Consider the following 21,997-nt stretch of genomic DNA (forward strand, 5'->3'; position numbering starts at 1 on the left):
TAAATCTATGGCAACCATAGTTTTATGTTGGTGACGAACGTACATGTAGGTAAGCACGGGAGTTCGGCCACGTAGAACTGGCCGACGGGCGCTGGTACGCCCTCGACCGTGCTTGCCGACTACAGCAAGCATGTCAGCCTACGATTCCGGGGCACTTCAGACTGCCCCATCGACCGACAGCATAGCCGACCGAACGCGCCGCGCCCTCGAGCAGTACCTCACCGTCACGCCAGACGTCGGCCAGGCCCGCGGTGCGGAGGGCCTCGCCCTGGTGACGAGCGAATCCGGTAACGAGTACGTCGTGGACGTTCAAGAAGGCCGGTGTGAGTGCCGGGATGCGGAGTTTCGTGACGTCGAGTGCAAGCACATCCGTCGCGCACGCTTTGCGATGGGTGTCGACGCGATCCCCGCCGACGCCGCAGCTGCCTGTGACGTCGACCCCGATCTTGGGCAGCACTGTGACGCCGAGCTGCGCTTCGCTGCCGCTGACGGTGGGATCATCGTGGCCGACGATGACGGCGAGATTCTCGACGCGGACAGTGACGACCGCCCTGACGACTGCCAGTGCTCCCCCGCGCTCGCCCGGGGCGGCCTGCCATGCTTCCCGTGCTACCGCGAAGGGTTCGAGACGCCGTCCGAGACGGAGGACGAAGACTGATGCACGGGAGCGAAGTCGACACCGTCGACGACATCGACGCGACGGCCAGCATCACGGACGGTCGAGTCGAAATGTCGGCGCAAGTGACGACTGCGCTGCGTCTCGATGTTCCAGACACCCAGCCACTCAGCGTTCACGAGCCGCACTTGACGCTGCGCGCTGCTGCTGACGATGTCCGAGTGACCATCGACCTCGACGGCGAAGCCCTGGACGCGCTCGCCGAGGCACTCGCCCAGATTCAGCGGGGTGACGCATGACTGGCGATTGGCCCCCGGCGCCGATGCGTCCGCCATACGAGGACTTCGGCGAGTCCGTCGTCACCATCGACGTCAGCGAGGCGACCGCGAGAGACGCGTACGCCGCCTACCAAGCTGTCTGTGAACGCGGCTATACCGACGGCTTCGAGACGTTCCTCTACAACCATACGTCAGCCGCGAACCGTGTCACTGTCGACGGGGTGCCGCTCGTCGACGCCCTCGATGAGGTGACGCGGGCGGACGGACGCATGCCGTGGGAGGGTGCGGATGCCTGACCGCCGCGCGTTCCTCGAAGGTGTCGCGCTCGCCGCCACGCCGCTGCCCGGCGCCGTCGCAGCGCCCGCCGACGGTGACGAGGGTACCCAGCACTGCGACGTCTGTGGCGCCCGCCGACGGTGACGAGGGTACCCAGCACTGCGACGTCTGTGGCGCCGACAAACCGGCGAGCATGGTCACCCAGACGACGGTCGCGCCCATCGCGCCGCTCGAAGCGTCTATTTGTGCGGTTTGCGAGTTCGTCCAGGACCACGCGCTGCCCGACGGCGTCTGCGACCAGTGCGGCGACGCCGTCGACCCCGGGTTTGCGTTCGAACTGGAGTATCCGCTCGGAGTGGCGGGCCTGCCAGCGCTGAAGACCGGGCAGTTGTGTGGCGACTGTGCGGCCTGGATCGCGTCGGATATCGCGTACCGGAGCGTCGATGCCGACCCCGAGTCAAAGCAGACCTTCCGCGACCTGATCGAGGCTGAAAACGAGCGACTGGCAGAACTGGAGGGATCGGCGTGAGCCTCCCTGACAGGCCCGGGCCGACGGTCGACGCCGAGGAGTGGTCGTTCCACCACCGGGTGTTCTATCGGCTGGTCATCGGCGCGCCAGGCGCCCGCACCGCCGACCTGCAACTGCTGTACGACGCCGTCGCGCCCGTCGTCTACCGTGGGACGACGGCCTCGAAGTGTGATTCCCGGCGCTGGCGACGCAAGCTCCTGAACGACCTCAAGGACGCCGGCGTTGTCACGAATGCCGAGACGCCGCGGGGCTGGATCTGGCGCCCGACTGCCGACGCGCTCGACGAGGACGTGCCCGCAATAGCTCCGGACACGGCGGAGGGGGTGACCCGATGACGCTGCCCGACGAGTTCGACACGATTGCGCCGCGTGACGGCCAGGCCTTCGAGCCCGCGGATGTGCTGCGGGAGATGTTCGTGAATGCCCACACGCCGGATACCGTCTTGACGTACTACGACCTCCAGCTCCAGCGTCAGTTCGTCGACGGTCCCGGGCGCGTGTGGGACGTCTACACCACCGATGACACCTACATCGAGACGCTGAATCTCGATGCCTGCCGCACGGTGAGCGAGCTGGAGGACACGCTCAAGGAACTGGCCGCGTGTGACCCCGACGACCGTGCGGACTGGGTGGCGTGGTCGCGATGAGTTCCACGCCCAGGCCGTCCAGCAGTCGTGTCTCGGCGACTGGCTACACGCCGATCGGCGTCGACGTCGGTGAGAAGCGCCTCGTCGCTGCGGCGCCGGCCGACGCCGACCCCGACGAGGCGTTCGTGATCGACGGCGAGCCGTTGCGAGAGCGCTACGATATCCTCGTCGAGGCGACCCGAGCGCTGCAGGGCGCGTGGTTCGACACGACGAGAGGGGAGGCCCAGCTCTTCGCAGCGATGTACCACCAGCTCCGGCCGCAGGTGTTCAACGCCGCGCATCGGCTGGTTCGCTACGCCGACGAGTTCGCGACGCCGCTGCTGGTGCTCGAAGACTTGGGACACGACGTCCGCCCCCTCTGGGACTGGCGGACGGCCACCGAGCTGGGGGCGTGGGTGCTGCCGGCGCTCCAGACGGCCATCGCCGAGGTCGCGCTCGAGGTCGGCCTGCCGGTGACCTACGTGAATCCGAAGTACACGACCCAGCAGTGCCACGAGTGTTTGGAACTCGGGCGCCTCGAGGGCGGCGACGTCGTGTGTACGACCGACGACTGCCCGGTCGAGGCGGTCTGTCGCGATCGGAGCGCGGCGGTGACGATCGCCGGGCGTGCGCGCCCATCCTGACCAGACGGGGATTTCCCAGATCCACCGCCTTGCAGCCTGCAAGCCTTGCAGAGCGGAGAATTACCATACTCGACTTCGATAGAAAAACCTGTACCATGCGTGTCACTTGTGACCGATGCGAGAGCGAGTTCGATACCGACCGAGACGCAGTTGCCGTCGGGCAGGATACAACCCGTTGCCCGAAATGTGGAACCCAGGCCGATGTCGGAGCTGGCGTTGAGAGCGACGGCGGCGATGGTGTCGTCGTGGCGTCGGATGGCGAGGAAATCCATATCCACATTCACGTCCACAAAGACGGCGGCTGACGAACCGAAACACCCTTTTCCTCGTGCGGTTTCGTCGGTAACGCGGACACTCCTGAATCCCATCCGTGGTGTCCGCCATCACCCCCCAACCCCCATCGCAGTTTTCGAGTGCCACGTCACCCCCGCAAAGCTCTCGGAGTGTTCGGCGACGCTCCTCCTGGCAACTGCTCGCTACTTCTGTTGGCTACGGTGTGTTCATTTTCTAGCCGCTTTTACCGAGTTTGAGCGAGGGGGGTTTCGGGGAGGCTTCGGCCGTCGTGCTGATGACGTGGACGGTGATGGTTTCCTTCTCTTCAGTGCCCACCCGACCAGCACAAGTAGAGCAATAAGTCCAACGAGCAGGATTGGGGTGGTCACGTACGACTTCACCGATCGGAGTTGAGGGCTTGTCATTCGTCCAAACCCTGATTTTATATGCTGGATCTTTGTTAGTCAATGACTGATTGAAAAATTAGCGCCACTACGTCACGTTATCCACCGTCTGACCGTCCTTCGCGAACACACCACCGTTTCCGCTATTTCCAGTCGTTCGCCGGTGATGGATCAGCCTAACCGTCACTGCGGCGTCGGTGAGCGACAGCTTTCTGACGGCCGTGGCCCCACGGATAGAGGCGGTGTCTCAGCGAGTTTCGAGTCGCTTGAGTTCGCGTGTGAGATCCTGCTTGATGGCGCGGATGAGGTCCTGTTCGGACATGTCGCTGTCCGCGTCGACGTTGATCTCCTCGATGACGATACTGTCACCACCGCCACCGCCGCTCATCGCTTTCTCGGCGACATCACGGAGTTCCCGGAGCATCGTCGAGCGCGGCGCGACGAACTCGTCCTCACCGCCTTCGCCAATGAGCGCGTTCGTCGGGCCCGTGACGATCCCGCCCTGAGCAAGGCCGGGGGCGTCGTCGCCGCCATAGAGGTCGCTGCCACTACTGTCGCCGCCGGTGTCGGCGTCGTCGGTGTAGCCAGCGAAGGCGTTGTTCGATCCGCCGCCGCCCGACCCAGACGTGCCGCTGGTGCCGCCGCCGCTGTCCGTTCGACCGGCACCGGGGTTACTGCCACCACCGCTGCTGCCATCGTCGTCATCGTCATCATCCGGCCCATTGACCGTCTCGTTGATCGTCCGCGTGATGGTCGTGGTGACGTTGTTCGGGATGGATTTGACGGTATCAATCGCTTCCGACGCCTTGTCGATGATGTTCTGGATGGCGTCCTGGATACTCGACAGGTCGATGTTGCCCAGTGCTGATTCGATGCCGCCGACAATCGCGTCGAACGCGCCGCTGACGAGCGATTCGCCCGTCGATTCGAGCCAGTCAGCAACGGCGTTGATGAGGTCGGGGAAGAAGGAGTTGCCAATCAGCCAGTCCCAGAACGAATTGAAGACACCTTTCGCCGCGTCGATGATGACACCTAACGCGCCAGACAAGAGCTTCTTCCCATCCTCCTTGGCCCAGTCGACGATGCGGTTCCAAGTGCGCTGGAAGAAGTCCTTGATATTGTTCCAGGCCCCTTCCCAGTCGCCGCTGATGAGATCGAGGACGACGTTGATGCCCGTCAACAGCGCATCCATCCCCGTCTGGGCGATAACCTGTATCGTACCGATAACCCCGTCGAAGATGCGGATCAGGTCGTCGCCGAACAGATCCCAACCGGACTGAATGAGGTCAAGCGTCGGTTTGATGATATTGTTCCAGAGGCTGTTGAACGCCGTCCGGGCGTTGGCGAGGATGCCATCCGAGCCCGAGAGGTTGGCTTTCCAGATTCGCTTGACTGACCGCAGGTTTTCGCGAACGTTCGTCAGAAACGTCGACATGACGCGGCCGACGATATCGCGAATGGTGTTGAACGTCTGGCGGCCCTCCGTCAGCATCTGATTGATGTTGGTTCGGAACTCCGACTCAGTGTTACGTGCCGGCGTGAGTATCTGCGTTTTGAACGACTGCATCGTCGTTCGGGCGATGTCTTCGATGGAGTTCAGCGCTGTCCGGACCGTTCGCTTAACCTCATTCCAGTTGTCCTTGAACGCCTGCACGATCGTTCCGAGCGGGCCGGGGACGATGACGGTCGCCAGCGTCGTGAGCGTCTTCTTCGGGTGGGATTTGGCGAAGTCGAACGCGTCGCGGACGGCGTCTTTCACCTTGCCGCCGTGCTTGTCCCAAGTCGTCTCCATCTTCCCCGTGATGCGCCCGACCGTGGTTTGTACTTTCCCAAGGGCGTCCGAGACGACCGGTTGAAGGCTCCCGAACGCCTTGTCGGCCTGCTGTTTGAAGCCCCTTGCCGTGGCTGCTGCGTTCTCGACCGCCGTCTGGAACGCGGTCTTGAGCGTGCCGGCGAACGCCCGGATTTTCGTGGCGGTTTTGTCCGTCGCATCGCCGACACCCAGCAGCGCGGCGATGGTATCATTGACCGCCGTCAGCACGTTGCCCAGTCCCTTGACGAGTGGCGTGAACACCGGCAACAACCGCCCGCCAACCTTTGCGCCCGCGATGACAGCGAGCTTGCCGAAGCGCTGGATCTGGTCAACGACCGGCGCAACCGCCGCGCGCAGGTCATCCGTCCGTTTCCAGAACTGCTCCAGCGGGCCGCTGACGTCGGCAAACCCGGACCGCAGGTCAGACAGCTCCCCACTCAGGAACCGGATCGCCGGGGCCAGGCCGTTAAGAATTGCCTTCGTTACACCCGTGAAGATTGGCAGCGTCTGGCGGCCGAAATCGACGAACGCGGCCGTTGCTTCGGGGATGGCAGTCATCGCTGTCTGCCCGATCTCCTGCAGGGCGTCACGGAACGGGCGCAAGTCGCCCGTCGTCGCGACGATCCGCTTCGCGAGCGTGGGCAGCGCCTCGACGCCCTGGAGCAACACCGGGCCGAACAATTCGCCGATCGGCTTGATCGCGGTCTTCACCTCCGTTTTTGCCGTCTTGACAGCCGTCTTCAACTCCTCCATGTGCGTGACCGCGCCGGCGAGCAGGCCGCCACCGAGAACGCCTGCGACGGAGGCGAATCCGCCGGCGACGCCAGCGAGACCGGTGACGACTGGCGCGCTGGCCGTCCCGATAGCAGCGAAGGCCCCCGCGAGCCCCGTTGCCGCCGGGAGGACAGTCGTGAGGCTGCCAGATAGGCCGAACATCGACGCGCGAAGGCCGGTCACGCCGGCGCTGGCAGTGGCTGCTTTCGCGCCCGCCTCGGTCATCTCGTCGCCGACAGCGTCGAGGCGGTTCGCAGCGAGTGCGGCTCCAGTCGCCGTATCGGTCAACTCTTCGCCGAGGTTGTCGAGACTCGACCCTGCTGTCATTGCCTCACCGGCGGACTGTACCGCTTCGTCGCCGACATCGCTCAGCCCACTCGCAGCGCTGGAAGTCGACGCCGAGAGCGTCGCCATCGCGTTCTTGAGACCCGATGATGCCGCCTCCATTCGGTCGATGCCGGAGGTGAAACCTTTGCTGCTGATCTCTGCGCCAACTTCGAGTTCATCGAATACCATAGTCAGGGGACTCCGTGTTTCCGTGCGTTGTCGACGACGTCGGCGAACAGCGGTGACGTGTCGGCGACGCGCTCGAGTAGTTCGACGTCGTCCAGCTCGCCAGCCTGTTGTGCACTGGCCCACTCACGCCGGAGCAGCCACACGAGCGGGGGCGGTGCCTCTGGGAGGTGACAGACCCCGCGGAGGACCTCAGGCGCAGTGCCCTTCGAATCCAGGGCGGCCAGCGCATGCGCAGCGGTGCCGAGACACTCCGCGTGAACAGTGCCGACCATCGGCCGGGAGACCTCGTAGACCACCGTGACGATGTCGCTGTCGCCGTACACCGACTCGACCGTTGTGGGTGCGCCGCTCCAGCGCCTGGCAAGCGCCCGCCGGACGGCCGCCGATTCCCGGGATCCAGGGCGCGACATCGTTACCCGCTGGCCTCTTCCTCAGACGGGCTATCGTCTTCGGCCGGCTCAAACCGTCCCGTCATCGGCTCGATCTCGGCGTCGACGGCTGGGACGATCTCGGACATCACGAACCGTCTCGCTCTCTTCACAGAGGAGATGCTGCGCAGTTCCTCAGCGAGTTCGTCATGACCCAATTCGAGGAGGATATCGTAGGTGTTCTTGATTGCGACCTTTGCCGAGTTGTCGGTGTCTTCGTCGTACTTTGGATCGAATGAGTCGACATCGTTGAGGTAACGGACCTGTGCTGCCGTCGAGTCTTGGTCCCGTAGTTCCTCAGCGGCCTCCTCATTGCCACGGTTGACCAGCTTTTTGTACATCTTCTTGATCTTTGAGCGCCGCCGGCTACTTGCGGGCTCATGTTTGGGGTCGAACGTCATCGGCTCACCTCGATTCGAGCGGCGAGAGCTTCGGGGGTATTCTTACGGTAGCTGCTGTGGGCGTCGATGGCGTCCGATAGTGCCTCTATTTGAGCTTTGACCTCTTCTCGCCGGTTGCTCGGGAGAGCAGTACCGAGCCGATCAAGCTTGGTGTTGAGCTGCTCGATCGTCTCTTGCATCGCCTCGACGTCGTCTAGCGTGGAACGGTCGAACGCTCGGAGCGCTTCCACAGCCCCGGCATCGCTTGTGGCCAGGGCGTCAGCCTCCGCGCTGCCGTTCGGATTGGCCGTGTCGGTCTTGATGCTATTGAGGTATTCGTCGGAAACGCGGCCCTCAAGAAAGTCGATTCGCTGTTGGTGATGATTAGTGTCAGATTGACTCATCTGTTGGTGCGTCGGGGTGTGGTTGGTGTGCGATACGAGAACGCCCGCTTGCCGGCGGGCAGTATGGAAAATTTTCGAGGGTAGGGGATCAACCCGGCCTGACGACTCCGCTTTCGCTCGCCGCAGGGCGCGACTCCTGGGGTCATCGCAACGGGGGCTCATTGATCCTCCTTACCGGGCACAACTGTCTGGAACTGCGCCTCGGGCCCGACACCGTCGACGTCAGCCTCGTAGGTGACAAACTCCGCAGTGACGCCGAGGTCGGCATCGGTGATCTCCCCACCACATGACGGGGTGTCGGTAAGATCCTCGATAGCGCGCTCGATCTCGCGACGGCTGCGGCGCGTCATCGGCAATCACCGTTCCTGGACGAACGGAGTCGTGCGAGACGGCGTTGCGCCTGCTCCGAGAGGTGCTGTTCTGGCTCCTCGAGGAGGCGCTGCTCGTACGCCGACAGCTCGGCCCCGCCGCCTCGCTTCAGACTCGCGATCCACAACTGCTGGAGTGTCGACTCCCCGGGCGGCGGGCCCAGGTCATCGAGCGCTCGGTCGATCTCTCGTTTCGAGCGCCGGGTCATCGACTCCCCTCCGGGTCGGCCGGGGCGTTGATGTCGTCGACGTCCAGGTCTCGCGACGCGCCGGTTTCGATGTGGTACTCAGTCGCCCGGTAGCACTCAACGGGTTCGCCCGTGTCGGGATCGGAGCGCCACTCGCGGATAGTGACGGTGTCGATACCGTCAGCCGACGAACCCCCGAGATCTTCGAGCGCGCGCTCCAGTTCGCGCTTCGAACGCCGGGTCATGCGTCACCACCCTCCATATGTTCGAACTCCAGTGCCTCAGCGTGGGCTTTCGCGGGTGCCGAGAGCTGTTTTTCCGGGTTGTCGAGAAGTCGCTGTTCGCCGGGTGTGAGCGGACCGTCGTAGTAGTCCTTCAGACTCGCCCAGAACAGATCCTGTAATCCGAACGAGCCGTCCTCGCCGTCCAAGTCATCAACCGCTCGCTCCAGTTCGCGTTTTGAGCGTCGGGTCATGATCGCACCCCGGCGGGGGCGACGACGTCACCGTCGGCGCGTTCTTCGAGTTGCTCGATGCGCTCGGTCAGCTCCTCGAGGTCACGGTCGGCCATCACCTTCCGCTTCTCCGCGATGACGTCCTTCGTGATGCGGATCCACTTGATGCGCACCCGCTCATTCTCGGCGTCGTACACGCGGCCGTTCTCAACCTTCCGCAGGGCCTCCTGTTCCAGCATGTCGAGCGTCGCGAGCAGGTCATCGTAGCTGCCGGAGTCGTCCTCTTCGCGTGCGTGGGCGCTCGCGTCCTCGGTCACAGGCGGTCACCTCGGGTTTTTCGCGGGATATTCGGCCGGAACCGGGGCGTGCGGCCGCTCTGCATGTGGACCGGGCGCTCTTGGCTACGCCGTGCGCTCGGCTTCCCACGGGCGTCGTGACGGGTAGTCATTGCCCCGTGGCGGCGTACAGTCGCCGCCGGTGATCGGCCGGATGCTCCCGCGCTTCGACGAGTCCGAGGTCGCGGAGTTCGGCGAGTGCGCTGTTGACGGTGCGCCGGGCGATGCCCGTCTCGTCGATCAGGGCCTCCTTCTCCAGAGGGCCGTTGACGTCGAGGGCGGTGTAGACCAGCCGGGCGCTGGCAGGGGTTTCCTTGACCCGCTTCGGGACGAGTGTGCTCATAGTTCTCTCCGGCAGGAAATACAGGCTACACCTGCATAGTTCGGTGAGCGTTTTCGTCAGGTTGTCTTAGAGGGGCGCTACGCTATTCTCCGGGCGTGAATAGGTCGTCAACCAGTTCGATGTGGTCGGCGCAGTACCTGATGCCCGATAGTGCGTCGTGCTGACACTGCTGGCTTGTCGAGACGGCGATGGCCTGGCACTGGGCGACGGCGGTCTCAGTCGGCGACTGTCGGCCGCTGGTCTCGCGCGCTCGCGCGATACGGTCCGAAAAGTCCGAAAAGTCTCTCTTTCTACCGTGGGTGGTGCCCGAGTCCTGCGGCTCATCGTCGGGGGCCGAATGCCCCCGTGAGCCAGGGTCAGTCTGACTCATTCGGCGGTGGGCCACCTCCTGCTGCGGCGTTGTCGTCGCTCGTCGCCGTTGTCTCCTCCTTGTTAGACGTTACCAACCCCTCCGTTTCAACTGGAGTGCGGAACTGCCACGTATAGGTACTACTACGCGCGAGTTCCGCACTTTCCTCGTCGCTGAGGTCGTCGAGGTCGATGGGCGTGAGCTCGACCTCGCCGTGGTCCCCGAGGCGGTGGAGACCGTCGTCGCGCCAGACGAACCCACAGCCGTCGGTTTCGCGGGCGACGACGTCGTGGTTCTCAGCGAGTGTCGTGAGGTGGGCCCGGACCTGTCGCTCGCCGATATCGACGTCGGGATGGGCAGCGATCTCGGCAGTCGTCCACTCCTGGAGGTCTGCCGCTGCGGCGACGACCTGGCGCATCCCGTCACTCCAAGTGGTGAGCACGCGCCCCTCGTCGGCGATCGGCACCCAGTCGGGCAGCGTGTCCGTATGGACGTAGACGACGGCGCCGTTCCCGTCCCGGCCGAAGCGCATCGCCGCCTGGAGCGTGTCGTGCTCACGCATGTGCGTCAGCACGCGGTCGCCGAACCCGGTGTAGGAGAGCCCCGCGCCTTTCTCGGCGTTGCGCTCGACGGCCTCGCCGGCGTAGGCACCCCACTTCTTGATGAACCGGTCGCCGTAGTGGTTCGACCCGATCACCGCGCCTAGTCGCGTCTCCTTGAACTCGTTGGATCCGAGGACGTTCCCGTAGTGTTTCGTCTCGTCGACGAGGTCGGTCACTCCGGCGGTGTCGTACTCACCTTCGGCCGTCGAGGACGTGATGAGCGACGGCCGCTCGTCGTGGGCCTCGGCGATGCCCTCCAGCAGCGCGGCGTCCTGCTCGGTGGTGACGTGGTCGGCGCTGTTGTAGGGCTTGACCGCATCGGTCGTCCGGACGAGATTCAGATTCAGGACCTCAGAGATGTACTCGCGCCGCTCGGCGTCCCTGAGGACAGGCCGGAGATGCAACCGCACCCCCAGCGAGAGTTCCCACATCTGCTTCGTCGGCGTCCCGTCGAGAGCGACGATGCCACTCGTGTAGTCGAGACTCGGCGGTTGGAGCAGCGACACCTGCCCCGTCTCGCGGTCGAACGTGGCGGCGCCGACGTCCTGCAGGTCGGCGGCCTCGAAGCCGTTGCCGAGGTCGTCGCCGGCGAGGATCGCGAACGCGGCCAGTGGGGCCGCGGCGTGGGCGCTGTCGTCGTCGAACACCAGCGACTCGGCGGTGTCGAGGGCCTCCTCACCATCGTCGAGGAACCATGCCAGCGCGTCGGCACGCCGCTCCTCGTCATCGCGGTGCTCGATGAGGTCCGTGTAGTCATCGAACGGGACGGCGTCGACCGTAGACAGCCAGTAACTCACCGCGCCCTGGAGCCAGTCGCCGGCGAGCGTCGTCTCGTAGGCCCCATCGGGGAACTCGTCGAAGACGACCGTGCGCCCGGTCGTGACTTTCTCCTTGTAGGCGTGGGTGTAGTGGCCGATGAGCACGTCGATCGGGACATCCTCGTCGGGATCGGCGCTGCCGTCGGTCTCGGGGTCGAAGTTCCACAGGTGTGCGTACTGACAGCCGACGTGATTGCCCTCGTCATCGACCTGGCAGGGTAGCGGCTTCCCGAGGACATCCTCGGCGAACTTGTGAATAGCCTTCGGCGTGGCGCCGCGACGATACCAGTCCATCACCGTCTCGCGCCACTCCTCGCCGTGGTCGCCGGCGGCCGTCGGGCAGTCGTGGGTGAACGACGGGAGTTCCTTGTACGTCAGTCCGTGTGTCTCGCACCACTCCTTGAACTGGGCGTACTGCTCTTTCCGGCCACGCCCGGTGAGGACCGTCACGGGCTCGCCGGTCTCAGCCGCGGCGGCGATTGACCCGTAGGACTTGCCCATCGTCGGCAGCGCCTCGACGAGGACCTGGTCGTTGCGCTGGTAGGCGCCGGCGATTTTCTCCGTCGTCCGGGCGCGGGCGTCGCCGATCGAGAGACTGTCGTCGTGGCCGGGGTTCTGCCAGTCCCACGTCGGCGGTGCCGTATCGATCGACAGCGAACCGGGCAGCACGGCCGTGTGGTCGATGTCGCCCTCGCTGGGTTCGAACTCGGGGATGTGCGCGCCCCGGCCGCGAAGCGCTTCGACGGCCTGCCAGAAGGCCTCACCACTGGGATACTCCGTCTCGGTGGTGATGATGCGCTCTTCGAGGGCGACGATCTGCAGGGCGTCGAGGCCGACCATACCCTTGCGGTAGACCCAGCCGTCGCCGACTTGGGCGAGTCGCGTTCCACTTTCACTCTGGGCCCAGGACGGATCCATCGACGTCGTCCCATCGGAGCGCTCCTGTGTGACCGTCGAGCGCAGGCGGATGTCCCGCGGGCCCGTGTGCTGGATCGCGTCGAGCACGTCCTGCATGTCGCTGGTCGTCTCGACGTCGGCGATTTCGGCGGCGGTCTTCTCGGGTTCTTCGATGAGTTCGTCGGGCGTGCCCTCGGCGACAGTCGTGTACTCGTCGGCGAGGTCGTCGATGAACTGCTGGCACCGCGTCGTCTTCGCCGGCGTCGACGCGATGTGCGTGCCGGTCATCGCGATGAACCGGGCAGAGTCGTACACCTCAATCTCCGCGTCGGGGAAGTCTGGATCCTCGGGGAGGTGCGCCTCGATGGATTTGACACCGTCGGGCAGCTCCCCGCGACAGAGAATGTGCACACCAGTCCCGCTCGTCGAGACGTCAGCGTAGCTGTCGGCACGGTCGATGTGCTCGCGAACAGTGGTGTGGATGTCGCCGGTTTCCGGGTCCCGTGCGTCGTCGTAGTCGATGAGCACGAGGTCCGTCTCGTGGTCGTCTCTGTCGGGAATGTTGTACGCGAGGTCGAACCCGGAGAGTTTGTCGAGCCACGCCTCGGCGGTTCCGAGGTCGACCCAGACAGCGGGATCCTGGGCGCTGACGAACGCATCGCCGCCGGTTTCCCACGGGGCTCGGGGGACCTTTCGCCCGTCGTCGGTTTCCTTCCAGGCGATCCAGCGCTCACGGTCTTCGAGGTCCTCGGGGAGAACACCCGTCTCGACAGTGGAAGCGTCAGCGTCGTCGACGTCGGCCTCGGCCGTCTCGTCCGATGTACGGCTCTCCAGTCGGACGAGACAGTCGTCACAGAGGTAGCTGTTCCCGTCGACGTTGTCGGGGGGACCGCCGCAGAGGTGGCACTCGGCGGTCATGGATAACACCGCCTCCCCTCCTCACGAGCCGGACACTGCTGGTCTCGGTCGTGGATGAAACACCCGCAGTAGTCGCAAATCGGCGGCCGGAGTTCGACAGTCCGGCTCACACCCCCTCACCTCCCAGCGACGTGACACGACGGTGTCGAAGTGACCTGTCGCTCCGGGATGAAAATGCCTTAAGAGGATGGGTTCGGGCGGATTTGAACCGCCGGCCTCCTCCATGTCAAGGAGGTGTCATAACCGACCTAGACCACGAACCCTCACTGCGAGGTACACCACATTGTTTCCGGTGGGTGTAATTGAAGGTTTCGGATTCCGTATCGCCACGTTGTCTGTTGATTGCCCACACATGTTCGTCGGTGGATAGGGCTCCCGATAGGCTTAAGTCAATGTACGGATTTGTACATCACAACACGAAAGAGTCCATTGGTGAATACAATGAAAGAGTATATCGAACGCGTCACTGACGGTGAAGACTTGACACAGGACGAGGCTCGGGCCGTTGCGACGACTGTCTTCGAGGATGCGACCGAGGCACAGATCGGTGCGCTCCTGACGGCACTCCGGGCGAAAGGGGAAACGGAGGCCGAAATCGCCGGCTTCGCCGAGGGGATGCGCGACGCCGCACGGACCATTCGGCCCGAGCGAGAGGGGCTGGTCGACACCTGTGGGACCGGTGGCGACGACTACAACACGATCAACGTCTCGACGACGAGCGCCATCGTCGCGGCCGGGGCTGGCGTTCCAATCGCCAAACACGGCAACTACTCTGTCTCTTCATCTTCGGGGAGCGCCGACGTGCTCGAAGAGGTCGGCGTCGATATCGAGGCCGAACCGCCGGAGGTCGAGGAGACCATCGAGCGCGAGGGCATTGGTTTCATGCTCGCACCCGTGTTCCACCCGGCGATGAAGGCCGTCATCGGCCCGCGCCAGGAACTCGGAATGCGGACCGTCTTCAACATCCTCGGACCGCTGACGAACCCCGCCGACGCGGACGCGCAGGTACTGGGCGTCTACGACCCGGACCTCGTTCCTGTGATGGCCGAGGCGCTGGCCCGACTGGACGTCGAGCGGGCGCTGGTCGTCCACGGCGACGGCCTCGACGAGATCGCCATCCACGGCGAGACGGCCGTCGCGGAGGTCACCGGTGACCGGATCGCGGAGTACACCATCTCGCCGGAGGACATGGGGCTGGAGACCCACGACATCGAGGCCATCTCCGGGGGGTCGCCGGAAGAGAACGCGGCCGACCTTCGCGGAATCGTCTCGGGCGAAGTCACCGGCGCGAAGCGGGACATCATCCTCGCCAACGCCGGCGCGGCCATCTACGTCGCCGGCGTCGCCGACACGCACGAAGAGGGGGTCGAACACGCCCGGCAGGCCATCGAGTCGGGCGCGGCGGCCGACAAACTCGACGACCTGATCGGGGCATGACGCGCGTGAAGATCTGTGGCGTGACCGACGGTGCGGACCGCGACGCCGTCGTTGCGGCCGGCGCTGACGCGGTCGGTATCATCCACGGTGTCCCGGTCGATACACCGCGCGAGGTCGACGAGGAAACGGCCGAGACGCTCGCCGGGGGCGTCCCGCCGTTCGTGACGAGCGTGCTGGTGACGATGCCGACGACGGTCCAGGAGGCCGTCAGGCGCACCGACAGGATCGAACCCGACGCGGTGCAGGTCCACGACGGCCTCTCGCCGGCGGAACTCGGGGCCCTCGACAGCCGAATTACACAGGACATCGTCGCTGTGGTTGAGGGTGACGCGCCGGCCATCGAAGACTACGCCAGCCACGCCGACGCCCTGCTCGTCGATTCGGTCGACGCCGACGGCGGCGGCGGCACTGGCGAGACACACGACTGGGAGCGCACGCGTGACCTCGTCGACTCGCTGGACGTGCCCGTCGTGCTGGCCGGCGGGCTGACCCCCGAGAACGTGGCCGAAGCCGTCGAGACGGTCGAACCGTTCGCCGTCGACGTGGCGAGCGGCGTGGAGTCTGCCGGCGGAAAGAAGGACCGCGACGCCGTCGACCGGTTCGTCCGGAACGCCACGCGAGCGTCGGAGGGCGGGGTATGACCCTCGACATCTCCCGCGAGGAGTTCGTCGAACACGCCAAGGCGGACCGTCCAGTCGTCGTCCGCACCGCCGCGGAACTGGACGTCGACGTGGAGCCGCTGACCGCGTACGCGGCCCTGACCGGCCGCACGAGCGACGTGGCGGCAAGCGACTACACGTTCCTGCTGGAGAGCGCCGAGAAGGTCGCCTCCAGCGACCCCGACGGCGCGTTCGCGCCGGAGACGGACGACCGCCACGCCCGCTTCTCCTTCGTCGGCTACGACCCGCGCGCCGTGGTCACCGTGACCGGCGACGAGAGCGAGGTCGAGGCGTTCGACGACCGCTACGCCGACCTGGTGACGACCGACGGCGGCGACGTGGTCGACGATCTCCGGGCGGCGATGCCCGACGTGGCGCTGCGGAACTTCCCGGAGATGGACCGCCAGCACCTCGAAGGCGGCCTCGTCGGCTTCCTCTCGTACGACGCCGTCTACGACCTCTGGCTCGACGAGGTCGGCCTCGACCGCCCGGACTCGCGGTTCCCGGACGCCCAGTTCGTCCTCACCACGTCGACGGTCCGCTTCGACCACGTCGAGGACACCGTCTCGCTCGTGTTCACGCCGGTCGTCCGCCAGAACGAGGACGCCGGCGAGCGGTACGACGAACTGGTCGCCGAGGCCGAACGGGTCGAAGATATCCTCTCGGACCTCGCCCCGCTTTCGACTGGCGGCTTCCGCCGCGAAGACGAGGTCGCCGGCCGGCAGGGCGAGTACGAAGACGCCGTCGAGCGCGCCAAGGAGTACGTCCTCTCCGGAGACATCTACCAGGGCGTCATCTCCCGAACGCGGGAGCTGTACGGCGAGGTCGACCCGCTGGGCTTCTACGAGGCGCTCCGTGCGGTGAACCCGTCGCCGTATATGTACCTGCTCGGTTACGACGACCTGACCATCGTCGGCGCGAGCCCGGAGACGCTCGTCTCCGTCGCTGGCGACCACGTCGTCTCGAACCCCATCGCGGGGACGTGCCCGCGCGGGAACTCCCCCGTCGAGGACCGGCGACTCGCCGGCGAGATGCTCGCCGACGGGAAAGAGCGGGCCGAACACACCATGCTCGTCGACTTGGCACGCAACGACGTGCGCCGCGTCGCCGAGGCCGGCAGCGTCCGGGTCCCGGAGTTCATGAACGTCCTCAAGTACAGCCACGTCCAGCACATCGAGTCGACGGTGACAGGACGGCTCGCCGAAGACAAGGATGCCTTCGACGCCGCCCGCGCGACGTTCCCGGCCGGCACCCTCTCGGGCGCGCCGAAGATCCGCGCGATGGAGATCATCGACGAACTCGAACGCTCGCCGCGTGGCCCCTACGGCGGCGGCGTCGGCTACTTCGACTGGGACGGCGACACCGACTTCGCCATCGTCATCCGCTCGGCGACGGTCGAAGACGAGGGCGACCGGGACCGCATCACCGTCCAGGCCGGGGCCGGCATCGTCGCCGATTCGGACCCCGAAAGCGAGTACATCGAGACCGAGCAGAAGATGGACGGCGTGCTGACGGCGCTGGAAGAGATCGAGGACGGTGGCGATCAGTCGTCCGCCGACGCTGATGCCCCGGAGGAGGTGCCCCGATGAGCACGTCACAGCCGGCTGGTGAGGACGCCGTCAGGGACGACCTCCGGGTGCTGTTCGTCGACAACTTTGACTCGTTCACGTACAACCTCGTCGAGTACGTGTCCGAACACGCTGAGACTGAAGTCGTCCGGAACACGGCGTCGCTCGAAGACGTCGAGGCGTTCGACCCCGACGCGATCATCCTCTCGCCGGGTCCGGGCCACCCGAAGAACGAACGGGATGTCGGCATCACGCTGGACGTCCTCCGGGAGGTCAGCCCCGACGTGCCGACGCTGGGGGTCTGTCTGGGCCTCGAATCGGCGGTGTACGCCTACGGCGGTAGCATCGGCCGCGCGCCGGAGCCGATTCACGGCAAAGCGTTCCCCATCGACCACGACGGGAAGGGAGTTTTTGCGGGACTGGAACAGGGGTTCCAGGGCGGGCGCTATCACTCGCTCATCGCCGAGGACGTTCCCGACGAGTTTGTCGTCAGCGCGACAACTGAGGCCGAGGACGGCACGGAACTGGTGATGGGTGTCCGCCACCGCGAGTACCCCATCGAAGCCGTCCAGTTCCATCCGGAGTCGGTCCTGACCGCGGTCGGTCACGACGTGATCCGGAACTTCCTCTCCGGACTCTAGAGTACCTGAAAGCCGAGGATTCCGAGTATCCAGAGGACGGCGACGGCGATGATCGCGATGATGACGAGCCGCCACGCCACTTTCATCACGAACCGGCCGACGAGTAGTACGACGGCGATAGCCAGCAAGCCGACGAGTATCGCCGGCGGTGAGGGAAGCGCTCCGAGTTGGAGGAGTGGCAACATAATACAGATAGGAGTGTCCACGGGGAAATACTTCGTGGCTGTCTCGGGGGCCTCTGGCCATCTGCGTCCGTCCTTGCTGGACTAACTACTGCAGTCACGCCGCCAAAGATTCAAACAGTCAGGTATGCTATACTATATCATGAGTGTAGCCGGACTGTGTGAAATCTGCGAGCGCCCTGACGTGGACCACACCTGCGACAGATGCGGGCGACTCGTCTGTGACCGCCACTGGGACGCGGATATTGGCATGTGTGTCGAGTGCGGTGCGGAGGTCGGCCAGCCGAGCGACCGGACGTCGCCGGAGGACATGCCCGACGGCGTGGACACGTACCGCTTTTGATCAGCGGAACTGGTTCAGTCGCTGTTTGAGTTGTTTGGCGGACTGTCCGGCAGCCTTGAAGAACGCATCGCTGGAGTCCTCGCGCCGCGTGTCGGCGTCCTCGCCGGCGAAGATGATACCCCGCGAAGAGTTGACGAGACCGACGCCGTCGGCGAGGCCGTGCTCGACGGCGGCCTCGGCGTCGCCTCCCTGTGCGCCGACGCCGGGGACGAGAAACGGGATGTCCGGGACCAGTTCGCGGATTTCTTCGAGTTCGTCGGGGTTGGTCGCGCCGACGACGAGGCCGACGTTCCCGTTTCCGTTCCAGAGGTCCGCGAGGTGGACCACCCGCTCGTACAGTTTCTCGCCGGAGGCCAGTTCGAGGTCCTGGAGGTCCTCACCGCCGGGGTTGGACGTGCGCCCGAGGACGAACACGCCCTTGTCCGCGCGCTGGAGGAACGGCTCCAGCGAGTCGCGGCCGAGGAAGGGGTTGACTGTGATGGCGTCGGCCGCCGGACCCTCCTCATCGTCCAGAACCCGGGCGTACTGCCGCGCCGTGTTGCCGATGTCGCCCCGCTTGGCGTCCAGCAGCACGGGGACATCCTTCCCGTGTGCGTAGGCGATGGTCTCCTGCAGCGAGCGCCAGCCGTCGGGGTCCTCGTAGAAGGCGGCGTTTGGCTTGTAGCAAGCGGCGTGCTCGTGGGTCGCATCGATAATCCGGCGGTTGAACTGCCAGCGCGGCAGGTCGGCGTCCAGCACGCTGTCGGGGAGGCGGTCAGGGTCCGGGTCGAGGCCGACCGACACCACGCTGTCGGCGGCTGCGATGCGGTCCGCGAGGCGGTCGAAGAAGTGCATAGATACCGCGGCGGTTGGCAGCGACACAAGCGTTTCCTTCTCGCGTCGTGGGTCACTCCGTCGGAATCAGATTTGATATTTTCTCCCCTGTCTATTTCACACCGCAGGTTGAAGCCCGCTCATGGACCGTCTCATGGATGTCGGCCATGTGGCCGAGACCCTTCCGGACCTGAGCGAAGCCCTGGAAGACCCACGGCTACGACAGTTCGGACTCGTCGGTGGTGTCGGACTCGTTGCCGTCGGTGCGCTGCTGTCGCTCGCGCCCGCGTCCGGGCAGTGGCTGTTCTGGTCGTACGCCGTCGCTGCGACGCTGGTGTTTATCGGCGTCCCGCTGCTGTGTCTCGGCCTCGCCGCCCCGGACCCGGAGCCCGGGTCGCTGTTCCATCTCGGTATCGAACTGACGGCGACACAGCGCCGGGCCGTCGCGCTGGGCTCGCTCTGTATCACCGTGACGCCGATTGTCATCGCCGTCGGGACGCCGCTCGGCCTCCCGACGCTGGTCCTTGCTATCGCTGCCGCGACGGCGGTCGTCGGTTCCGTCCTCGTCCTCACCGGCTTCGTCGCGTGGATGTCCGCAGCGATTGCCGAGCCGAGCCGCCACTGATATCGGGTGTTTGAGGCCGAAGCCGCAGTCCAATCGTTTCCTTCGTTCGAAAAAGCGGTCTTACCCCGAGAGGGACTGCTCCAGCACGTCGACCGCGGCTTTCACCGCCGCGCCGCTGTGAACGACGACAGTAGTCCCGTCGATGGTGATATCGTCACGTTCCGGTACGGTTGCGGGCTCCTGCTCCAGGACCAGTCGGGCCGTCTCCGGCGTCACCTCGACGACTGCGACCTCGGTACTGTCGGCTGTCACGCGGTAGGCGAACGCGCCCGCCGGTGTCGGTTCTACGTCCCTGTTCGCATCGACGACGGACACGTCGGCGAGCGGCCCGCGCTGGAGGCCGGTCAGCTCTGAGGCGAGCAACTGGCCGATCCGCCGGCCGTCGGAAATCCTGTCTTTGACCATTAGAGCTCCTCCCGAACGTCCGCAGCGATGTCTCCGACGTCGACACCCTCGCTACGCGCGTACACCACGGCAGCAGCCTCCAGCGTGACGCCGATGTCGGACTGGAGGGCGTTGATACCGGCGACGGCGGTCTGCTTCTCGATGCCGGCCTCGACGACCGCGTCGAGCACCCGCTCGAACGTCGACCGTGACTGCAGGATTTCCTCGCCCGGCGCGAACCCGTCCGGTACCTCGGTGTGCGTGGCGTCGAAGCCGACGACCAGATCGTCGTCGTCTCGCTCGACCAGTCCCTCGCTCGCGGCCACGTCGACCAGCGACTTGGCCTGGTCGGGGGAGAACCAGTTCCGGTCCAGCGAGAGCGCGACGACGAACTCGCTCTCCGCCATTCGGTCGGTTCCACGCTGGCGGAACGGCGCGGCGACGGCCGTCTTCAGACTCATCGTCAGAGTAACCAGCCGGCGCGGGGGTAACGATTACGATGGCGAGTCGGCATCGAACGGTTCAAGTAGCCGCTGGGTCTTCCTTCCCGTATGAAAGACCAGGGACGCTCCCCTCGCAAGCGGACAGGCGGACGCCGACGACCGAACCACAAGAAGAAGAAGCACGAACTCGGTAAGGACACCGTCGAGACCCAGGTCGGCGAGCAGCGACTGAAGACCGTCGACGCCCGCGGGAACACCCAGAAAGTCCGAGCCGTCCAGACCAACGTCGCGAGCATCGCCGACGGCGCGGAAACCGTCGAAGCGACCATCGATAACGTGGTCGAGAACCCGTCGAACCCGAACTACGCCCGACGGAACATCATCACGAAAGGCGCAATCATCGACACGTCCGAGGGCCAGGCCCGCGTGACCTCCCGCCCCGGACAACACGGGCAAGTCAGCGCCGTGCTGATCGAGTAATCCGGCGAGCGATCAGTTCTTCAACTGGTTACCGACGCGGAGCGACAGCGCCGATCAGGGCCGCGGTGCGGCTTTCTGGAGCGCGCTCTCGGCGATGTTGCCGCCGTAGTCGGCAGTCCGTGACAGGGAGTCGACGACGCGGCCAAGCAGTTGTGCGCTCTGTGGGTCCAACTCCCTGACCTTCCCGTCGACCCCGCGGGCCGTTTCGTCCACGTCGGGAATCCGAGCGCGGGCTTCGTTCGCTAATTCGACGGCCTCGTCGCTGTCGTCAGCTAACAGCGCATCCATGGCGGTTTCGGGGACCGCGGTGGCCTCGGCTTCCAGTTGGTCGAGGAGGTCGGCGGTTTCGCCGGTGATCTCGCCGATTTCCTGCGAGAGGCCGGCGATCTTGGTGGCGTGGTCGGCAATGCGTTCGAGCTGGCGGGCGCTGGACTGATAATCGAACACCGTCTCGCGTGGGAACCCGATCTCGTCGGCGGCCGTCGGATTCCGGAGCACAGTACGGAACACGCGCGAGACCATGTACCAGAGGCGGTCCACGTCGTCGTCGCGCTGCATCACGTCTTCTGCGAGGTCGTCGTCGTCCTCGATGAGCGCTTCGACGGCGTCGGAAAGCATCGTCAACGAGACCAGCCGCATACGCGTAATGGCGTTGAGAACAGATAGTTCCGAAGAGTCAAGCAGGTCCTGCAGGACGACCCGGTCGGCTGTCTCTTCGATCATCTCCAGGCCGACCAGGCCCTGTGTCGCATCCCGGATGATGCGGCGCTGCTCGGCCGTGATCCGCGAGGCTTCCAGTCGAATGATGTCGAAGCCGCTGACGTACATCGTCATCACGGCCCGCGTGAGTTCGTGCCTGTTTTCGAGGCCGGTCACGTCCAGCGTCCCCTCGACGTGGTCGTCGCCGCGCTGTGGCGAGACTAGTAGTAGGTCGTCTTCGGCGTAGAACTCGACGATACTGCCGCTGTCGACGCCGTTCTCCGTCGCCCATTCCTTCGGTAGTGAGACGGTGTACGTGGACCCACCAGTCAGCTGTACTTTGCGTGTCTCCATAGTACTACTAATGAACGCTGATAGTTTATAAATAGTGTCGTAACTATATACCTCGGCCAGAGTTCTGACCGACCCCCGCCATGGCATTTCGGTACACGGTCGAAAAGCTCGATGGGTGTGAACTAATGTCACAATTA

The 21,997-nt window shown here is 65.1% G+C and carries 33 protein-coding genes and 1 tRNA gene; 16 read left to right on the forward strand and 18 right to left on the reverse strand.

Annotated elements, in window-relative coordinates; genetic code table 11:
• The first annotated feature begins 130 nt into the window (after positions 1-130).
• The 9 genes from ACOZ4H_RS07165 to ACOZ4H_RS07205 all read left to right on the forward strand — a co-directional run bounded on the left by ACOZ4H_RS07165 (position 131) and on the right by ACOZ4H_RS07205 (position 3,273).
• Positions 131-658, forward strand: coding sequence for a hypothetical protein (locus tag ACOZ4H_RS07165; protein WP_424328628.1), 528 nt, complete (start codon positions 131-133; stop codon positions 656-658).
• A complete protein-coding gene (locus ACOZ4H_RS07170; protein WP_424328629.1) occupies positions 658-915 on the forward strand; it encodes a hypothetical protein in 258 nt (85 codons plus the stop codon). Before ACOZ4H_RS07165 ends, ACOZ4H_RS07170 begins: the two co-directional genes overlap by 1 nt.
• A complete protein-coding gene (locus ACOZ4H_RS07175) occupies positions 912-1,190 on the forward strand; it encodes a hypothetical protein (RefSeq protein WP_424328630.1) in 279 nt (92 codons plus the stop codon). Before ACOZ4H_RS07170 ends, ACOZ4H_RS07175 begins: the two co-directional genes overlap by 4 nt.
• Entirely contained in the window at positions 1,183-1,314 is a 132-nt protein-coding gene (locus ACOZ4H_RS07180) for a hypothetical protein (RefSeq protein ID WP_424328631.1), read from the forward strand. Before ACOZ4H_RS07175 ends, ACOZ4H_RS07180 begins: the two co-directional genes overlap by 8 nt.
• Complete coding sequence (locus ACOZ4H_RS07185; protein ID WP_424328632.1) at positions 1,295-1,699, forward strand: hypothetical protein; 405 nt, start codon at positions 1,295-1,297, stop codon at positions 1,697-1,699. The genes ACOZ4H_RS07180 and ACOZ4H_RS07185 overlap by 20 nt, the downstream gene beginning before the upstream one ends.
• Complete coding sequence (locus ACOZ4H_RS07190) at positions 1,696-2,034, forward strand: hypothetical protein (protein ID WP_424328633.1); 339 nt, start codon at positions 1,696-1,698, stop codon at positions 2,032-2,034. The genes ACOZ4H_RS07185 and ACOZ4H_RS07190 overlap by 4 nt, the downstream gene beginning before the upstream one ends.
• Positions 2,031-2,345 carry a hypothetical protein gene (locus tag ACOZ4H_RS07195; protein ID WP_424328634.1) on the forward strand — a complete coding sequence of 105 codons (315 nt, stop codon included), beginning with the start codon at positions 2,031-2,033 and terminating at the stop codon, positions 2,343-2,345. Before ACOZ4H_RS07190 ends, ACOZ4H_RS07195 begins: the two co-directional genes overlap by 4 nt.
• Entirely contained in the window at positions 2,342-2,968 is a 627-nt protein-coding gene (locus tag ACOZ4H_RS07200) for a zinc ribbon domain-containing protein (protein ID WP_424328635.1), read from the forward strand. Before ACOZ4H_RS07195 ends, ACOZ4H_RS07200 begins: the two co-directional genes overlap by 4 nt.
• 95 nt (positions 2,969-3,063) lie before the next feature.
• Positions 3,064-3,273 (forward strand): MJ0042-type zinc finger domain-containing protein, encoded by a 210-nt coding sequence (locus ACOZ4H_RS07205; RefSeq protein ID WP_424328636.1) that lies wholly within the window; start codon positions 3,064-3,066, stop codon positions 3,271-3,273.
• 619 nt (positions 3,274-3,892) lie between these two features.
• Here ACOZ4H_RS07205 and ACOZ4H_RS07210 read toward each other — a convergent pair.
• From ACOZ4H_RS07210 to ACOZ4H_RS07270, 13 genes are all read right to left on the reverse strand, one after another.
• Positions 3,893-6,748 carry a phage tail protein gene (locus ACOZ4H_RS07210; protein WP_424328637.1) on the reverse strand — a complete coding sequence of 952 codons (2,856 nt, stop codon included), beginning with the start codon at positions 6,746-6,748 and terminating at the stop codon, positions 3,893-3,895.
• Between the two features lie 2 nt (positions 6,749-6,750).
• A complete protein-coding gene (locus ACOZ4H_RS07215) occupies positions 6,751-7,158 on the reverse strand; it encodes a hypothetical protein (RefSeq protein ID WP_424328638.1) in 408 nt (135 codons plus the stop codon).
• Between the two features lie 2 nt (positions 7,159-7,160).
• A complete protein-coding gene (locus ACOZ4H_RS07220; RefSeq protein WP_424328639.1) occupies positions 7,161-7,577 on the reverse strand; it encodes a hypothetical protein in 417 nt (138 codons plus the stop codon).
• A complete protein-coding gene (locus ACOZ4H_RS07225) occupies positions 7,574-7,960 on the reverse strand; it encodes a hypothetical protein (RefSeq protein ID WP_424328640.1) in 387 nt (128 codons plus the stop codon). The genes ACOZ4H_RS07220 and ACOZ4H_RS07225 overlap by 4 nt, the downstream gene beginning before the upstream one ends.
• 158 nt (positions 7,961-8,118) lie before the next feature.
• Complete coding sequence (locus ACOZ4H_RS07230; protein ID WP_424328641.1) at positions 8,119-8,310, reverse strand: hypothetical protein; 192 nt, start codon at positions 8,308-8,310, stop codon at positions 8,119-8,121.
• Positions 8,307-8,537 (reverse strand): hypothetical protein, encoded by a 231-nt coding sequence (locus ACOZ4H_RS07235; RefSeq protein WP_424328642.1) that lies wholly within the window; start codon positions 8,535-8,537, stop codon positions 8,307-8,309. Before ACOZ4H_RS07235 ends, ACOZ4H_RS07230 begins: the two co-directional genes overlap by 4 nt.
• Entirely contained in the window at positions 8,534-8,761 is a 228-nt protein-coding gene (locus ACOZ4H_RS07240) for a hypothetical protein (RefSeq protein WP_424328643.1), read from the reverse strand. Before ACOZ4H_RS07240 ends, ACOZ4H_RS07235 begins: the two co-directional genes overlap by 4 nt.
• Positions 8,758-8,991, reverse strand: a complete 234-nt coding sequence (locus ACOZ4H_RS07245; RefSeq protein ID WP_424328644.1) for a hypothetical protein — start codon at positions 8,989-8,991, stop codon at positions 8,758-8,760. The genes ACOZ4H_RS07240 and ACOZ4H_RS07245 overlap by 4 nt, the downstream gene beginning before the upstream one ends.
• Positions 8,988-9,287, reverse strand: coding sequence for a hypothetical protein (locus tag ACOZ4H_RS07250; protein ID WP_424328645.1), 300 nt, complete (start codon positions 9,285-9,287; stop codon positions 8,988-8,990). Before ACOZ4H_RS07250 ends, ACOZ4H_RS07245 begins: the two co-directional genes overlap by 4 nt.
• Positions 9,288-9,414: 127 nt before the next feature.
• Positions 9,415-9,648 carry a MarR family transcriptional regulator gene (locus ACOZ4H_RS07255; RefSeq protein WP_424328646.1) on the reverse strand — a complete coding sequence of 78 codons (234 nt, stop codon included), beginning with the start codon at positions 9,646-9,648 and terminating at the stop codon, positions 9,415-9,417.
• 82 nt (positions 9,649-9,730) lie between these two features.
• Positions 9,731-10,018 carry a hypothetical protein gene (locus ACOZ4H_RS07260; protein WP_424328647.1) on the reverse strand — a complete coding sequence of 96 codons (288 nt, stop codon included), beginning with the start codon at positions 10,016-10,018 and terminating at the stop codon, positions 9,731-9,733.
• Positions 10,005-13,232, reverse strand: a complete 3,228-nt coding sequence (locus ACOZ4H_RS07265; protein WP_424328648.1) for a hypothetical protein — start codon at positions 13,230-13,232, stop codon at positions 10,005-10,007. The genes ACOZ4H_RS07260 and ACOZ4H_RS07265 overlap by 14 nt, the downstream gene beginning before the upstream one ends.
• Before the next feature lie 188 nt (positions 13,233-13,420).
• Positions 13,421-13,495, reverse strand: a tRNA-Val gene (locus tag ACOZ4H_RS07270).
• A 178-nt stretch (positions 13,496-13,673) separates the two neighbouring features.
• Here ACOZ4H_RS07270 and trpD point away from each other — a divergent pair.
• From trpD to trpG, 4 genes are read left to right on the forward strand one after another with little or no spacing between them, the layout of a single operon-like run.
• Complete coding sequence (trpD, locus tag ACOZ4H_RS07275) at positions 13,674-14,669, forward strand: anthranilate phosphoribosyltransferase (protein WP_424328649.1); 996 nt, start codon at positions 13,674-13,676, stop codon at positions 14,667-14,669.
• On the forward strand, positions 14,666-15,310 hold the full coding sequence (locus ACOZ4H_RS07280) for a phosphoribosylanthranilate isomerase (RefSeq protein ID WP_424328650.1): 645 nt from the start codon (positions 14,666-14,668) through the stop codon (positions 15,308-15,310). Before trpD ends, ACOZ4H_RS07280 begins: the two co-directional genes overlap by 4 nt.
• Complete coding sequence (gene trpE, locus ACOZ4H_RS07285) at positions 15,307-16,917, forward strand: anthranilate synthase component I (protein ID WP_424328651.1); 1,611 nt, start codon at positions 15,307-15,309, stop codon at positions 16,915-16,917. Before ACOZ4H_RS07280 ends, trpE begins: the two co-directional genes overlap by 4 nt.
• Entirely contained in the window at positions 16,914-17,537 is a 624-nt protein-coding gene (gene trpG / locus ACOZ4H_RS07290; protein WP_424328652.1) for an anthranilate synthase component II, read from the forward strand. The genes trpE and trpG overlap by 4 nt, the downstream gene beginning before the upstream one ends.
• Here trpG and ACOZ4H_RS07295 read toward each other — a convergent pair.
• A complete protein-coding gene (locus ACOZ4H_RS07295; protein ID WP_424328653.1) occupies positions 17,534-17,722 on the reverse strand; it encodes a hypothetical protein in 189 nt (62 codons plus the stop codon). The two genes, trpG and ACOZ4H_RS07295, sit on opposite strands and share 4 nt — an antisense overlap.
• 139 nt (positions 17,723-17,861) lie before the next feature.
• Between ACOZ4H_RS07295 and ACOZ4H_RS07300 the strand changes: the two genes are divergently transcribed.
• Positions 17,862-18,062 carry a hypothetical protein gene (locus tag ACOZ4H_RS07300; protein ID WP_424328654.1) on the forward strand — a complete coding sequence of 67 codons (201 nt, stop codon included), beginning with the start codon at positions 17,862-17,864 and terminating at the stop codon, positions 18,060-18,062.
• On the opposite strand, the gene pyrF is transcribed toward ACOZ4H_RS07300, so the two are convergent.
• The gene (gene pyrF, locus ACOZ4H_RS07305; protein ID WP_424328655.1) at positions 18,063-18,896 is read right to left on the reverse strand and encodes an orotidine-5'-phosphate decarboxylase; all 834 of its coding nucleotides are present in this window, start codon (positions 18,894-18,896) and stop codon (positions 18,063-18,065) included.
• 121 nt (positions 18,897-19,017) lie between these two features.
• Here pyrF and ACOZ4H_RS07310 point away from each other — a divergent pair, with 121 nt between their 5' ends.
• On the forward strand, positions 19,018-19,500 hold the full coding sequence (locus ACOZ4H_RS07310) for a hypothetical protein (RefSeq protein WP_424328656.1): 483 nt from the start codon (positions 19,018-19,020) through the stop codon (positions 19,498-19,500).
• A gap of 60 nt (positions 19,501-19,560) precedes the next feature.
• Here ACOZ4H_RS07310 and ACOZ4H_RS07315 read toward each other — a convergent pair whose 3' ends face one another.
• Positions 19,561-19,905: a hypothetical protein gene (locus tag ACOZ4H_RS07315; RefSeq protein ID WP_424328657.1), complete on the reverse strand. Its 345-nt coding sequence runs from the start codon at positions 19,903-19,905 to the stop codon at positions 19,561-19,563.
• Entirely contained in the window at positions 19,905-20,345 is a 441-nt protein-coding gene (locus tag ACOZ4H_RS07320) for a DUF2240 family protein (RefSeq protein WP_424328658.1), read from the reverse strand. Before ACOZ4H_RS07320 ends, ACOZ4H_RS07315 begins: the two co-directional genes overlap by 1 nt.
• A gap of 90 nt (positions 20,346-20,435) precedes the next feature.
• On the opposite strand from ACOZ4H_RS07320, the gene ACOZ4H_RS07325 reads away from it, so the two are divergent.
• Positions 20,436-20,807, forward strand: a complete 372-nt coding sequence (locus ACOZ4H_RS07325) for a 30S ribosomal protein S8e (protein WP_424328659.1) — start codon at positions 20,436-20,438, stop codon at positions 20,805-20,807.
• 54 nt (positions 20,808-20,861) lie between these two features.
• Here ACOZ4H_RS07325 and ACOZ4H_RS07330 read toward each other — a convergent pair whose 3' ends face one another.
• On the reverse strand, positions 20,862-21,860 hold the full coding sequence (locus ACOZ4H_RS07330) for a PhoU domain-containing protein (RefSeq protein WP_424328660.1): 999 nt from the start codon (positions 21,858-21,860) through the stop codon (positions 20,862-20,864).
• Between the last annotated feature and the right edge of the window lie 137 nt (positions 21,861-21,997).

It is taken from the genome of Haloarcula amylolytica (genome assembly GCF_049705545.1).
GTDB lineage: Archaea > Halobacteriota > Halobacteria > Halobacteriales > Haloarculaceae > Haloarcula > Haloarcula amylolytica_B.